The 13,529-nt window shown below is 51.9% G+C and carries 13 protein-coding genes; 5 read left to right on the forward strand and 8 right to left on the reverse strand.

What is annotated here, in order from left to right; genetic code table 11:
* Positions 1 to 5: 5 nt before the first annotated feature.
* Together KNP60_RS10535 and KNP60_RS10540 are read right to left on the reverse strand one after the other, a co-directional pair.
* Positions 6 to 1,076 carry an SDR family oxidoreductase gene (locus KNP60_RS10535; RefSeq protein ID WP_138860057.1) on the reverse strand — a complete coding sequence of 357 codons (1,071 nt, stop codon included), beginning with the start codon at positions 1,074 to 1,076 and terminating at the stop codon, positions 6 to 8.
* The gene (locus KNP60_RS10540; RefSeq protein WP_214797437.1) at positions 1,073 to 3,247 is read right to left on the reverse strand and encodes a PAS domain-containing sensor histidine kinase; all 2,175 of its coding nucleotides are present in this window, start codon (positions 3,245 to 3,247) and stop codon (positions 1,073 to 1,075) included. Before KNP60_RS10540 ends, KNP60_RS10535 begins: the two co-directional genes overlap by 4 nt.
* Positions 3,248 to 3,381: 134 nt before the next feature.
* Between KNP60_RS10540 and KNP60_RS10545 the strand changes: the two genes are divergently transcribed.
* Together KNP60_RS10545 and KNP60_RS10550 are read left to right on the forward strand one after the other, a co-directional pair.
* On the forward strand, positions 3,382 to 3,867 hold the full coding sequence (locus KNP60_RS10545) for a restriction endonuclease (protein ID WP_235420246.1): 486 nt from the start codon (positions 3,382 to 3,384) through the stop codon (positions 3,865 to 3,867).
* Between the two features lie 217 nt (positions 3,868 to 4,084).
* Positions 4,085 to 4,564 carry an LURP-one-related family protein gene (locus KNP60_RS10550; RefSeq protein ID WP_034780813.1) on the forward strand — a complete coding sequence of 160 codons (480 nt, stop codon included), beginning with the start codon at positions 4,085 to 4,087 and terminating at the stop codon, positions 4,562 to 4,564.
* A 67-nt stretch (positions 4,565 to 4,631) separates the two neighbouring features.
* Here KNP60_RS10550 and KNP60_RS10555 read toward each other — a convergent pair whose 3' ends face one another.
* A complete protein-coding gene (locus tag KNP60_RS10555; RefSeq protein ID WP_034780815.1) occupies positions 4,632 to 5,255 on the reverse strand; it encodes a DUF1836 domain-containing protein in 624 nt (207 codons plus the stop codon).
* A gap of 149 nt (positions 5,256 to 5,404) precedes the next feature.
* On the opposite strand from KNP60_RS10555, the gene KNP60_RS10560 reads away from it, so the two are divergent.
* Both KNP60_RS10560 and murB read left to right on the forward strand, forming a co-directional pair.
* Positions 5,405 to 6,055, forward strand: a complete 651-nt coding sequence (locus tag KNP60_RS10560; protein ID WP_034780817.1) for a diacylglycerol/polyprenol kinase family protein — start codon at positions 5,405 to 5,407, stop codon at positions 6,053 to 6,055.
* A gap of 154 nt (positions 6,056 to 6,209) precedes the next feature.
* The gene (murB, locus tag KNP60_RS10565; RefSeq protein ID WP_034780819.1) at positions 6,210 to 7,130 is read left to right on the forward strand and encodes a UDP-N-acetylmuramate dehydrogenase; all 921 of its coding nucleotides are present in this window, start codon (positions 6,210 to 6,212) and stop codon (positions 7,128 to 7,130) included.
* A gap of 89 nt (positions 7,131 to 7,219) precedes the next feature.
* On the opposite strand, the gene ald is transcribed toward murB, so the two are convergent.
* The 4 genes from ald to trhO form a co-directional block, all read right to left on the reverse strand.
* Entirely contained in the window at positions 7,220 to 8,350 is a 1,131-nt protein-coding gene (ald, locus tag KNP60_RS10570; RefSeq protein WP_214797438.1) for an alanine dehydrogenase, read from the reverse strand.
* Positions 8,351 to 8,481: 131 nt separating this feature from the next.
* Positions 8,482 to 9,705 carry a PucR family transcriptional regulator gene (locus KNP60_RS10575; protein WP_214797439.1) on the reverse strand — a complete coding sequence of 408 codons (1,224 nt, stop codon included), beginning with the start codon at positions 9,703 to 9,705 and terminating at the stop codon, positions 8,482 to 8,484.
* Between the two features lie 102 nt (positions 9,706 to 9,807).
* Entirely contained in the window at positions 9,808 to 10,233 is a 426-nt protein-coding gene (locus KNP60_RS10580) for a divergent PAP2 family protein (RefSeq protein ID WP_131434844.1), read from the reverse strand.
* A gap of 117 nt (positions 10,234 to 10,350) precedes the next feature.
* Positions 10,351 to 11,292, reverse strand: a complete 942-nt coding sequence (gene trhO / locus KNP60_RS10585; RefSeq protein WP_034780826.1) for an oxygen-dependent tRNA uridine(34) hydroxylase TrhO — start codon at positions 11,290 to 11,292, stop codon at positions 10,351 to 10,353.
* A 222-nt stretch (positions 11,293 to 11,514) separates the two neighbouring features.
* On the opposite strand from trhO, the gene KNP60_RS10590 reads away from it, so the two are divergent.
* Entirely contained in the window at positions 11,515 to 12,165 is a 651-nt protein-coding gene (locus tag KNP60_RS10590; protein ID WP_034780827.1) for a TVP38/TMEM64 family protein, read from the forward strand.
* 21 nt (positions 12,166 to 12,186) lie between these two features.
* On the opposite strand, the gene KNP60_RS10595 is transcribed toward KNP60_RS10590, so the two are convergent.
* A complete protein-coding gene (locus tag KNP60_RS10595) occupies positions 12,187 to 13,488 on the reverse strand; it encodes a Na+/H+ antiporter NhaC family protein (RefSeq protein WP_214793010.1) in 1,302 nt (433 codons plus the stop codon).
* Positions 13,489 to 13,529: the final 41 nt, after the last annotated feature.

Genomic DNA, 13,529 nt, shown 5'->3' on the forward strand with positions numbered 1-13,529 from the left:
CCTGTTCAGGGCTTTTTGTGTGTCTCGTAATAGGCGACGACTTTCGGCAAGTAGTCTTTCAAGTCAGGACAGACGATGTCCGTCCCGCTCAGTGCCCGCAACGTCTGGGTCGTATCGAAATGGACTTGATGTTTGAAATAGGCGAGTAGTTCGCGCGGAACGCCGTAACGTTCCGACAGATGCAGCGCCGAGAATCCGGTCTCCGCGACTGCGTGTGGAATCGTCCCGCGTGGAGGACGACCGAACATCTCTTCATGAATCATCCGGTACACTTCGCGTGCGCCGTGCGGGAACGGGTCCGTCAAATGGAACGTCCGTTTTAAACCGACCGGGGCGTGGGCGAGATAAGCGGTCGCCTCGACGACATAATCATACGGGACGAGGTTCACTTCGATATTCTGTCGTCCAATGTAAGGCAGCGGGGCGGCTTGGCGGAGTTGGTCCATCAGCTTCAAGACGAAGTAGACCCCGTCAAACTTTTTCGTCTCGCCGGTCTCGCTATGGCCGATGACGATGCCGGGACGGATGATGGTCACCGGCATCGAACCGAGCTCCCGCGAGACGATGGCCTCGGCTTCATACTTCGTCGCCTCGTAATGATTTTTAAAGCGGACACGGTGCCATAACTCGTTCTCATAAACGGTTCCTTGACGGCGTCCGGACACATAGGCGGTGCTGAAGTAGACGTATCGTTTCAAGTGCGGGGCCCGTTTCGCGAGCGAGGTGATGTGTTTCGTCCCAAGCAGATTGATGCGATACCCGACATCATAAGGGATGCTCAAGTCGTACGCAGCGGCCAAGTGAAACACGTAATTCACTTCACGTTCGATGACCGAGCGCATGATCGGGTCGAGCACGACTTCAGGCAGCGTGATATCGGCCTCGACGAGCACGAGTTGGTCATCTCGTAACGATGTCGCTTCCAACAGCTCCTGTTTTAAAGCGAGTGCCCCGGAACGTTCGGTCGGGAGGTGGAGCGCGTAAATCGTTCCGATTTGATTCGGCAAGGTTGCGAGGTGCGTGATCATCTTTCCGGCTAAAAAGCCGGGGAAACCGGTGAAAGCGTAATGGTTCATAGTGTCTCCTCCGCTAAGTCCAACGTGAACGTGAATGTCGAGCCGACGCCGACGCTCGACTCGACCTCGATACTACCGCCGTGTGATTCGATGATTTCCTTACAAATTGACAGCCCAAGACCCGTCCCGCCAATTTGACGTGTGTCCGAGTTGTCGACGCGATAAAACTTTTTGAATAACTCTTCGAACGCATGCTCGGGAATCCCGATGCCGAAGTCTTGAATGGAGACGTGGGCTTGGTTACGTTCATGGCGGACCCGTACCTCGACTTCGTGGTGATGAGGCGAGTACTTGATCGCGTTCGAGAGCAGGTTGATGATGACTTGCTCGATGCGGTCTTTGTCGGCGATGAGGTGAAGCGATTCATAGGCGTCATCGAAATGAATCGAGTGATTGCTCGTCTCGCGGAAGCGTTCGACAACATCGCGGACGAGTTCGTTCAAGATGAAGTGGTCTTTTTTATACTCTTGATTGCCGTCTTCCATTCGTTGAATATCGAGAAAATCGTTCAACAGGTCGGTCAGACGCTTCGCTTCCTTCGCCATCGTCTTTAAGTAGCGCTCACGCTTTTCGGGGTTCAAGTCGCGAGTGAGCATCAATTCGATATATCCCGACAGTGACGAGAGCGGGGTTCTCAGTTCGTGGGACACGGTGCTGACCAATTCGTTTTTGATTTGGTCCATCCGTTCTTCTTCGGTCCGGTTGCGAAAAACAAACAAGAACCCACTGTCCATTCCGATTTGGCGTTTCGTATCCATACCAGTCCCATACATCTCGTAATATTGCTCGTCCCGATCATTCGGTTGCGGAATCGAGAAGCGCATTGACACTTCTCGCGCCGATCCGTCGAGCAACAAATCGATTTTTTTCAACATCTCGGTGCGGTCACGCGCGCGGAATGTCGTCAGGAGCGGAATTCGCTCTTGCATCTTGTTCGGGGCGATACCCGGCAAATCGAGCAGACGACGGGCGTGCACGTTCATGAAGAGGACGCTGCCGTTCGATTCGGTCAAGACGAACGCTTCATTGGACGCCTGTAAAATCGATTGGATGATATCCCGTTGCCGGGCGATGGCGTTCTTCTCCCGCTCGAGCATGCGCTCGACTTTCTTTCGGTCGCTGATGTCGCGCATGACGGCGACACGAAGCGTCTGACCTTGGAACGTCACTTCTTTCGGGTACACTTCCATCTCGAGGAACGTCCCGTCCTCACGACGGCCGATGACCTCATACGGTGTCTGGATATGATTGCGAATGCGGCGCAACACATCGGCCCGGTAGCCTTCGGCGATGAACTCGATCGTTTGACGGCCGACCATCTGTTCGGCCGGGATGCGAAAAATCGTTTCGGCCGCCTTGTTCGCGTCTAAAATCGTCCCGCCTTCATGGAATAGCACAGCTTCGATGACTGATTCGGCAAACATGCGATAGCGTTGTTCTTTATGAAGCAATTCGCCTTTCAAGGCAATCTCAGGACTGACATCGAACACGAAAAAGAAAAAGCCGATGACGCGTGCCTGCTCATAGACAGGGTGCATGAACAGTTTTCCGACGAAATGGGTCCGGTCTTTTCGTTGGAACTTCCATTCACGGTCGCCTCGGTCTAACGCCACACGAAGCATCTGTTCGAATGACAAGAGCCGCTCCGTTTCGTCTTGATAGTGGGTCCGCTTCTCGCTCAGTTCTCTTGACTCGAACAGACCGAATGGGGTCATTTCATAGAGTACTTCGTGCGGCGCATATCCGAACAGTTCGGTCGCGCCTTTATTGAAGCGATTGATCAACAGATTGGCATCGGTCATGATCATCGCCATATCAAGCTCCGTGTGCATCATGGCTTCGAACGCGTTATGTTGTACCGTCACCCGTGTATCGAGCGGGAGCGGCTCGATTGAGAGGATGTAGACGTCACCATTGGGGATGGCGTGAATCCGGATCGTCGGCATCTCATACGTCCAAGATAGTCCTTGCTCCATCCGTCGTGACAGCTCCATCGTGATCGGTGACTGGTTGACCATATGAAAAATGTTTGATCGCGTTTGTAAGTCTTCAGGGAATTGCTCTAAAAACGGACGGTTTGCTTGGACGATTGTCCCATCCGTCGTGATTAACGCTACACCGTAAGGTAAGGCGCGTAGCAGTTCGCTTTGGAGATGTCCTCGGTTCTCCATTAACGATGATCCCTCCTTCTCTATATCAAACGGGTACATCTTCAATACATTCGACAGCTCCCCCTTTGTTTTCCTGCCTTCAAACGGTAAAGTGAAGATAAGAACACATAGAGAGGGCGATGGACGTGAAAGGAATGGGGCTCAGCTTAATGATTGCCCTCGGGTTATGGTGGTGGGATGCACCGATTTGGAGCATCATCGCTTGCGTGGCAGTCGGCCTGCTTTGGCTCATTTGGCGGATGCGTCTCTCGACGATCCACCGCATCGACCGGATGGACGGCCGAGAATTTGAACTATTTTTAGAGGAAGTGTTCACCGCGCTCGGGTATACCGTGACGGTGACCCCGGCGTCACGTGATTTCGGGGCGGATTTGCTCCTTGAAGCAGAAGATGGATGGTCGATCGCGGTCCAAGCGAAACGCTATGAAAAGGCGGTCGGACTCGAAGCCGTCCAGCAAGTCGCGGCGTCTGTTCCATACTATGGCGTGAACGAGGGCTGGGTCGTGACGAACTCATCGTATACCGATAGTGCGTACGAATTGGCGGAACCGAATCAAGTTCGTCTGATTGCAAGAATGGAGCTCGAACAGTTGCTAAAAGAGGCCGGTTTTAAGCGATAAAATCAGGCGTGTTCACAACTTTGACAGAATGGCGGATTGTGTCGAAGAAAAAGGGGTTGTCTTTTTCATCAATCGATGCAATAATCATCTTCGTCATATGAAATATGTAGTCGCTGAAACGAGGAAAGGCGGCTAGCAGTACCAATTTGGGGGTTTCATAGAAAGACCAACCAAACACACACAAATCCAAGGTTGGAACGTATTAGGAGGAAAAGCGGTGCGCAAATTAATTTATGTAAAAGGTTGTGTCTTTACGCAAGGCGAAGCAACCATTTATGACGAGACAAATGATGCGATCGGATCTGTTCACCGCGACGCGGAGGGCAGTGTTCAAGTGCACAACTTGTCAGGCCGTCAAATCGCTCACGGGAAGTACATCCCGAACTGTCAAAAGTGGGTCGTCATGAACCACGACGGGCAGGCGATTGGTCAGTTGAAGGACAAATTCTCGTTATTCGGGAAAAAGTGTGAGTACAACGTCTATGAACGCGGACTCTATACGATTCAATACGATGTCGAGCGCTATAAGTTCAGCGTTCGAGACAAAGCAGGCAAGCTTGTGGCGGAACTCCGCAAACAAGAGGATGACTGCTTCTGCTTGACGAAAGAGGCCGACCAACTCTCGATGTTCGAGTTGTTGTCTGTCCTTAAAACGTTGACAGTAAAATCACGGATGCCCATCGCGGTATCGGTGTGACCAATATGACGAACACCAGTCACGGCGACTGGTGTTTTTTTATGAAAAAAAGCTCCATTCGACGTGGTCAAATGAAGCGGTTCAAATAATGTTTGGCCTCGATCTCGAGGGTCGTCACGCGGTGCGCGTATAAACAGAGTTTAAGGACGTGCAAGATGTTCGGGTGAGTATAGCCCATCTTCTCGATTGAACGCTTCGCACGGGTGTCGAGGAGCTCGATCGGGCTCGTCGACTTGGCGTACTCGGCGTAGAGACGATAAAAGTCGATCGGTGAGATGAGGTCGTCTTCATCACGGTCAGGGTTGTTGAAGATGAGCGCCAGGAGCGAACTCGTCTCTTCTAGCGAGAACAAGTGCTTCAAATCATCGAGTAAATAAATGATGGCCGCTTGTTGGAGCGAGTACTTTTTACCGACCCGGGGCACTCCGATGATTTTCCGGACCTCTCGTTTCGTCCAGTTTTGGATCGTGGTGGCGGATAAGTGTTCCCCCGTCAACGTGTTCGCCAAAGCAACGATTTGATTGATCGACAATCCGTTCTTTTCAATATGAAACAAATGAATTTTGCGAAGTTCTTTCGGGAAATGCTCACGCACGTCCTCTGGGAAGAGAGAGATGGCCCGGTCTACGTCGCCAACCCGCATATAATGAAGGCAATCAGCCAAAGTTTGAATCGAAATTGCGTCGCGCATACAGGCATCCTTTCTATAGCCACCTACGTCCGTTGGCTATACAGTCATTTGACCTCATTCTACCAAATGTTTGAAAAGGAAGCTAGGCTATCGCCTGATTAAGGTATAATGGAAACGTATAAAAAAATGTAGATAAAGGTGGTCCAACGATGAATGAATGGGTCAGTTCCATCCTGTCCATCGTCATTGTCCTGGTGTTTCTCGTCGGTCTTGAACAGATTGGCAAACGCCTCGGCTGGACGGATGAGACAATTCGAAAGAGTGTACATATCGCGGTCGGCCATTGGTCGCTGCTTGCAGTCTGGTTAATGGAGACTTGGTACGTCGCAGCCGTCCCGCTCGTCTTCTTCACGTTTGCGAACGCATTGCTTCTTTATAAGAGTCCGTCACCGGTCCACCAGACGGAGCGCAAATCACTCGGTACCGTCTATTATCCGATCGCCTTGCTCGTCATCCTGTACTTTTTCTTCGAATCGGAGCCGCTCGCTTTTTTGGCCGGATCGCTCGTTTTGGCGTGGGGAGATGGGTTGGCCGCTCTGATTGGACGTAAATATGGTACAGTGACGTACGACTTATACGGACAGAAACGCTCGTTTCAAGGGAGCATGGCCATGTTCCTCAGTTCGTACGCTGTCCTCTTTTTATTGTTTTTGTGGGATGATGTTCCACTTTGGCAAGTGGTAACATATGGATTCATCATTTCCATTATCGCTACGTTGACAGAAGCGATTTCGTATCGGGACTGGGATAATTTCACAATTCCTATCGTGGTGGCAGTAGCTACATCATTATTGCTATAAACTAATTGCTTCATTGTAAAGAAAACGTTGCTTGTCACCCCTGTCAAAGATTTGTATACTGTGTTTCGTACTGAAATCATTCAGTGACGTGTTTGCCTCTCTCTTGACGAACCGAGGCATGCTTAAAATAGAACGTAAAGGATTGAGGCAACGCATGAGCTTTTTAGACCAACTACTTACTATCATTCCGGCCGATCGCGTCAACCAAGACGAACCACTGTCGGCACACACGTATACAAAATTAGGCGGGAAGGCCGATTATTTCGTGGCCCCGCACACGTACGAGGAAGTACAAGCCGTGCTTGAACTTGCTCATCGCGAGAGCGTCCCGTTCATGATTCTCGGGTTTGGATCAAACTTGATTGTCCGTGATGGCGGCCTTCGCGGAATCGTCTTGAATTTGAACGAGTTGAAAACGATTCGTCGCGATGGGAATCAATTGATCGCCCAAGCCGGCGCGGCCATCATCGATGTGTCACGCCAAGCGCTCACCGAGGAACTATCAGGCTTAGAATTCGCCTGTGGCATCCCGGGGACGGTCGGTGGCGCGGTCTACATGAACGCAGGCGCCTACGGTGGAGAGACGAAAGACGTTATCGCGAGCGCGGTCGTCTTGTCACCAGAGGGCGAACTCATGACGCTCACGAAAGAAGAGCTCGACCTCGATTATCGGACGAGCCGAGTTTCTAAAGACGGGCTGATTGTCCTCGAAGCGACGTTCGAACTCGAGCCGCTCGGCTATGAGGCGATCAAAGAAGTGATGGATGACTTGACGCACAAGCGCGAGTCGAAACAACCGCTTGAATACCCATCGTGTGGTAGCGTCTTTAAACGACCGCCTGGTTACTTTGCCGGTAAATTGATTCAAGACTGCGGCCTGCAAGGGAAGCGGATTGGCGGGGCGGAGGTCTCGCTCAAGCACGCCGGATTCATCGTCAATATCGATGAAGCGACGGCGACTGAATATATCTCGCTCATCCGTCACGTCCAAGCGACGGTGAAGGCGAAGTTCGAGATTGAGCTTGAACCAGAAGTCAAAATCATTGGTGAGGATATCGCCGTCGAAAACGCATAAGCACGAAAACGCTCGAACCAACCGGTTCGAGCGTTTTTTGATGATGTGACGACATAAAAACCGACAGAATAGTTCTGTCGGTTTGGTCCTTACGCTTGTAATTGTTTTGTGACCGCTTCAGCAGGCGCCACGAACGTGTAGCCGAGGTCACGCGCGACAGCCTCATACGTGACTGTCCCGTCGATGACGTTCAAGCCTTTGAGTAACGCCACGTTTTCACGAAGCGCCGGGAAAATCCCTTTTTGAGCGCACTCGACGATATACGGCATCGTCGCGTTCGTCAAACCGAGCGTCGACGTACGTGGGACAGCACCTGGCATGTTGGCGACGGCATAGTGTTGGACGCCGTAGCGCTCATACGTCGGTGCGTCATGCGTCGTAATATGGTCGATCGTCTCGCAAATCCCGCCTTGGTCGATGGCGACGTCGACGATGACCGACCCCGGTGACATCTGTTGCACCATTTCTTTCGTGACGAGTTTCGGTGCTTTCGCGCCTGGAATGAGGACGGCACCGATGACGAGGTCACTGTCAGCCACTTGTTTGGCGATATTGTAGCTGTTTGAGATGAGCGTATTGATTGTGTTGCCGAATTGGTCGTCGATTTGGCGAAGACGGGCTGGGCTGATGTCCATGATTGTGACGTTGGCACCGAGGCCGATGGCGATGCGGGCTGCGTTCATCCCGACGACACCTCCCCCGATGACGGTGACGTTCGCACGTGGTACGCCAGGCAAGCCTGACAAGAGAATCCCTTTTCCACCGTGCGGTTTTTCAAGGATTTGGGCCCCGATTTGAGCGGCCATTCGTCCAGCCACTTCGCTCATCGGTGTGAGGAGCGGCAACGTGCGGTCGATTTCAACCGTCTCGTAAGCGATCGCCGTCACGCCTGAATCGACGAGTGCTTTCGTGAGTTCTGGTTCGGCTGCCAAGTGCAAGTAGGTGAAGAGCGTCAAGTCCGGACGGAAATAACGATATTCAGACGGTTGCGGTTCTTTTACTTTCAACGCTAATTCGACGTTTCCCCAAACGTCTGCGGTTGTGTCGACGATTGTCGCCCCTGCATCGACATACTCCATGTTCGTGAAGCCGCTCCCGACACCGGCTTCCGTCTCGACGAGAACCTCGTGTCCAAGCTCAGTTAATACGGCTGCACCCATCGGCGTCAAGGCGACGCGGTTTTCATTGTTTTTGATTTCTTTCAATACCCCGATTTTCATGTAAAGTTCCCCTTTCTCTCTACTGACACAATTTGTTCACACCTCTAGTATAGCCCCATCCGAAAACGCTGTCTTTAGCATGGATTCTAAAAATGACAATGCCCACTTTGTGAAAAATCACAAAGCAGGCATCAATCATCTTGTCGGTATTGGCCTGCCTTGATGGCGAGGTAAACAGCGGCTCGTTCGGGCAGTGAGACTTGCGTAATATTCGTCAGTTCCTCGATGCGGCGAATCCGATAGAGCACGGTATTCGGGTGGATGTGAAGATGGGCGGCGACGCGTTTGACGTTCCCATCAAAATAGAAATACCACTCGAGCGTCGTGACGAGCTCGGTATGATGGGCGACATCATATGCCTGCAAACGCTCGATGGTCGGATGCGTTTCGAGCCGAAGCCCGATTCGGCGAGCGAGATCTGGGACGAGCTGATAAATCCCGATTTGTTCGAACGTGTGCGTCGCGGCAAGCTCATAGGGGAACTTCCGACGAAGCGACGTGACCTGTCGTGCTTCTTCCATCGCGGCATACAGCATGTCGCTCTCAAAGAAACGACGGCTGACGCCTAAACGTGGATCGACTTCCGTGAATTTCTCTCGGAGCTGTGTCTCGAAGCGATTGGCCCACTGCAAAAGTGCCGTCTCTTCCTCGGCTAACTCCGATTTCATATAATGCCAGACGAGTAGCTGTTGACCATCGATGGCGTGCAACACGACCTCGATCGCTTGTTGGGTCGCGAGAACATAAAACAATCGCTCCGCCAGCTGTGGGGTGATCGGTTGGCCGCACTCGATGATGGTGAGTCGGCTGGCGACAGCAATCGGGGCGAGTTCGTTCAAACGATCGCGATGAGCGGACGACAAATTGGGGCTGGCCAACACCTCTAAAAAGAAACGCTCGAGCTCGGCATCGATGCGCCGCTCATGCATGGCGATGGTCATGAGCAATTTTTTAGCGATGCTCGCGCCTTCTTTTAACACAGTGAGCTCTTGTTCCGAGAACGGGGTCGTTCGGGCCAGGCTCCAAATATAACCGAGCACATCGTCCTGTTGTTTGATAACGACAGCGGCACGTTCGCCTAAACCGACAGCCACCCGGGCTGGGATGACGACCGGTTCGTCTCGGTCGATCACTTCTTGCAGGATTCCACTTTCCCATAAGTCCTCGATGACCGCTTCCGGCACACGACGGCCGATGATGGTCGCGATGCGGGCCGGGTCGGTCGAGTCGGGGTGGGTGCTGTAGGCGAGCAACTGGTGGTGGCGATTTTCAATCGTGATTGGGGCCCGAATCGCTTGTCCGATTGCTTCGGCGAGTGTATCGAGCGATTCATAAGATTTCTGCAAAAAAGGCATGTCGATTCCTCCTCTCTCTCACTATACCGTCTCTGTTGTGAAAGTTCACAAAAAGATGGAAGTGTTTTGAGAAGAAGGGGCGACATGCCTCTAAAATTCAGCTTAAATCGGGAAAAACAATCCGATGACGAGACCGAGCAGGGCACCGACGATGACTTGGAACGGGGTGTGACCGACCAACTCATTTAAAATCGGTGTCTCATGTTTGATGCCTTTGAAATAGTCGTTCAACAAACGGGCTTGGAACCCGACCGCTTGCCGGACACCGGTCGCATCGTACATGACGATCGTCGCGAAAATCAGGGCGAGCGCGAACATGCTGGAGTCGAGCCCTTCGATACGCCCGATCACGGTCGTCAATGCGACGACGGTCGAGGAGTGGGAACTTGGCATCCCACCTGAGGCAAACATGATTTCAAGTTCAAAATCTCGTGTTTTAATGAGTTCGGTTACGAGCTTGGCCGCTTGGGCGATGAACCACGCGAGCAAGGCGGCGAGTAAAGGTTCGTTAAAGAGCAATCGATTCACTTCCTGTCTGACAATGGTATCTACACTATACCCGATTCTTTCAGGCACTAGACGTAAAGTTTTTGTCAAAAAAAGCACCTCGAGCATAGGCTCGAAGTGCTTCTCGGTCGATTTTTGTTACCCGACGACGCCTTCAGTCTCCTGAAGTTTGTCCGCGATATTCTCGATGATATAGCGGTTACGTGGATGCTCCTGGCACTCTTTCGAGCATGAACGCATTTGTTTCGGTTCACACTCTTCACAACAGAAGTGTTGAGCATTACACACCGGGTTGGCACAATTAACGTAACGGACCGTCTTCGTCCCACAGTGCATGCACTCGGAAACAACCGACGGATTGACCGTGTTGACTGGGACGTTGATGCGCTCGTCAAAGACGTAGAGCTCGCCTTCCCAATTTTCGCCTTTCGTGGCGTCGTCTTTGCCGTACATGGCGACGCCGCCTTTTAGGTGGAAAATGTTGTCGTGACCTTGGTCACGCATATATGCGGTAAATTTCTCGCAACGGACGCCTCCGGTACAGTACGTGAGTAAGGTTTTCCCTTCGTAGAGGTCCTTGTTCTCTTCGAGCCAATCTGGCATGTAACGAGAAGCCTCTACGTCGATTTTGATCGCATTTTTAAAGTGACCAAGATCGTACTCGTAGTTGTTACGAACATCGAGGATGACGACATCGTCGCGATTCATCATCTCTTTCCATTCTGCCGGTTCGAGGTACGCACCGTGCTGTTTAGGAACGTCGAACTCACCATCAAAGCGCCACGTCACAAGCTCTTTCTTATGACGGACAAAGATTTTTTTGAACGCATGCTCTTCGACTTCATCGATTTTGAACTCGATATCGCTGAAAAGCGGGTTCGCTTTCAAGTCGTTCATGTATTGCTCGGTCTGTTCCCAAGTCCCAGAGCACGTTCCGTTGATTCCTTCGGAAGAAATCAAGATCCGTCCTTTGATGCCAAGGTCCTTACAATACTTGAGGTGCTCTTGTGTGAGCGTTTCTGGGTCTTCGATGTTGACGTACTTATAGTACAGCAAGACCCGCATTGGTTTTGTTTCCATGTTATTACTCCCCTGTGTTCAGTTTTTTGCAGGAAAACGAACGTTGGGTTGTGTCGTTCGACGAGCGGACTTGCCTGCAACCACAAGTCCATATTATATGATAGATATCACAGCGAAATTTCGCAAATACTTTTTATTTTTTTTACTGGCGTGCAGGGGGATGCGTCTTCCTGAGCGAAATCGGGTAAAAGGTATTAATGAAAGTCGAAGGTGGAAACTGATATGCTCACATCACTCCAACAATGGATTATCCAACTGATTGAATGGCTGCAAGAGCTTCCGGGAGGCCCATGGGCAGGACTAGGGGCGCCGTTCCTTGAGGCGATCTTTCCATTTCTTCCGCTCGTCCTCATCATTTCGGCGAACGCGGCCACGTATGGGTTCTTGCTCGGGACGTTATTGTCTTGGGTCGGTAGTTTACTAGGGACGATTCTTGTCTTTACAGCCGTCCGTTACGTATTCCGTAAACCGATGACACGGTGGCTCGAAAAACATAAACAAGGGGTATATTGGCTGGAACGCATCAACCATATGAGCCCGATCTCGCTTGGGTTTTTATATTCGCTCCCGTTCATCCCGGTCAGTTTGATCACATACTTACTTGCCCTCATTCAAATGCCGCTTCGGACATTCATCATGGCGGCGGGGTTCGGGAAACTGCTTGTCGTCTTGATTTTTTCGGTCATTGGTGACCAGTGGGAAGAGTTTATTCAAAGTCCGTTCCGCTTATCGATGCTTGGACTGTTACTGTTTGTTCTTTGGGCGATCAGCCGTGGCCTCGAGGAATTGCTCAAGCGGCGCGCCTTCAAAAAACGCAACGAACAACTTCAACGTGAACGTGAAACGAAACGTCAAACGACCCTTCGAAGCTAGTGCTTCAAAGGGTCGTTTTGGTCAGGCGCGCTTTTTGAAACGCGGGAAGTTAAAGACGATGGCCAGCCCTCCGCAAATGAAGAGCAGGAATGGATAGAACATATACGGGACGAGCGCTGGTGACGCCGTATTCGTCAATTCGGCGGCGATGAGCAGCTGTGCCCCATAAGGCAACAGGCCTTGGACGCCACACGAGAAGATGTCGAGCACACTCGCTGATTTCTTTCGCTCGATGTCATACGTGTCGGCGATATTGGCGGCGAGCGGACCGGCCACGAGAATCGAGATCGTGTTGTTCGCCGTCGCAACGTTCGTCGCGCTGACGAGCCCGGCGATGCTCCATTCGGCACCGGCACGTTTTTGAATCCGCGACGTGAGCGCGTCACGCAAGTAAGTGAGCCCGCCGTTATGCGAGATGAGTCCGACGAGTCCGCCCATGAGGAGCGTCAAGAGCGAAATCTCGGCCATACCCATCATCCCGTCTGCCATAGCCGTGACGTATGAAGTGACAGCCAAACTCCCATCGATCAAACCGATGATGCCGGTCAAGGCAATCCCGCCAAGCAAAACGAGAATGACGTTCAACCCGGTCAAGGCGAGAGCGATGACGGCGAGGTATGGAATGAGTTTATACCATTCGAACGCGGCTGCATCGACAGTCGATTCTCCACTCGATAACACCGATAAGAGGACGATTGTGATAAGGGCGGCCGGGAGGACAATCCAAAAGTTGGTTCGGAATTTGTCACGCATATTGGTACGCTGGGTCCGGACGGCAGCGATTGTCGTGTCCGAGATGAACGACAAGTTGTCCCCGAACATGGCACCACCGACGACGGCAGCCGCCGCGATGGCGATATTGACGCCACTTTCTTCGTGGATACCGAGCGCGATCGGGGCGAGGGCGGCAATCGTGCCCGTCGACGTTCCCATCGCCATCGAGATGAAAGCCGCGATGACGAATAAACCGCTCAGTAGAAGCGAGGACGGTAAAAATGTCAGCGCCGCATTGACGGTCGCGTCGATTGCGCCGATTGCTTCGGCGACACTCGAGAACGCTCCGGCGAGCAAGAAGATGAAGACCATGATCAAAATGCCGGGGTTCCCCGCACCTTGGGCGACACGCTCGACCGTCTGAGTGACGCTGCCTTTCGTCATCATCGCCGCGACGATGACCGCGATCAACGCCGCGATCAGGACCGGGAATTTATAAAAGTCGTTATAGTAGATGCCTGCCCCGATAAAGAAGACGAGGAAGACGAGCAAAGGCAATAGTGCCCATTTGTTAGCTGTCGGTTGTTCCAATCGATTCACCTCATTCATAAAATAAAAAGAGAGCCTTCTGAAAAAAGGCTCTCTCTACA

It is taken from the genome of Exiguobacterium sp. s5, assembly GCF_018618075.1.
In the GTDB taxonomy this organism is placed as follows: domain Bacteria; phylum Bacillota; class Bacilli; order Exiguobacteriales; family Exiguobacteriaceae; genus Exiguobacterium; species Exiguobacterium mexicanum_A.

What these genes read in the sequence shown, in the direction of transcription:
- KNP60_RS10535 (WP_138860057.1), bottom strand. Translation starts at nt 1,076, where the DNA reads ATGAACCATTACGCTTTCACCGGTTTCCCCGGCTTTTTAGCCGGAAAG.
- KNP60_RS10540 (WP_214797437.1), bottom strand. Translation starts at nt 3,247, where the DNA reads ATGGAGAACCGAGGACATCTCCAAAGCGAACTGCTACGCGCCTTACCT.
- KNP60_RS10545 (WP_235420246.1), top strand. Translation starts at nt 3,382, where the DNA reads ATGGGGCTCAGCTTAATGATTGCCCTCGGGTTATGGTGGTGGGATGCA.
- KNP60_RS10555 (WP_034780815.1), bottom strand. Translation starts at nt 5,255, where the DNA reads ATGCGCGACGCAATTTCGATTCAAACTTTGGCTGATTGCCTTCATTAT.
- KNP60_RS10560 (WP_034780817.1), top strand. Translation starts at nt 5,405, where the DNA reads ATGAATGAATGGGTCAGTTCCATCCTGTCCATCGTCATTGTCCTGGTG.
- murB (WP_034780819.1), top strand. Translation starts at nt 6,210, where the DNA reads ATGAGCTTTTTAGACCAACTACTTACTATCATTCCGGCCGATCGCGTC.
- ald (WP_214797438.1), bottom strand. Translation starts at nt 8,350, where the DNA reads ATGAAAATCGGGGTATTGAAAGAAATCAAAAACAATGAAAACCGCGTC.
- KNP60_RS10575 (WP_214797439.1), bottom strand. Translation starts at nt 9,705, where the DNA reads ATGCCTTTTTTGCAGAAATCTTATGAATCGCTCGATACACTCGCCGAA.
- trhO (WP_034780826.1), bottom strand. Translation starts at nt 11,292, where the DNA reads ATGGAAACAAAACCAATGCGGGTCTTGCTGTACTATAAGTACGTCAAC.
- KNP60_RS10590 (WP_034780827.1), top strand. Translation starts at nt 11,515, where the DNA reads ATGCTCACATCACTCCAACAATGGATTATCCAACTGATTGAATGGCTG.
- KNP60_RS10595 (WP_214793010.1), bottom strand. Translation starts at nt 13,488, where the DNA reads ATGAATGAGGTGAATCGATTGGAACAACCGACAGCTAACAAATGGGCA.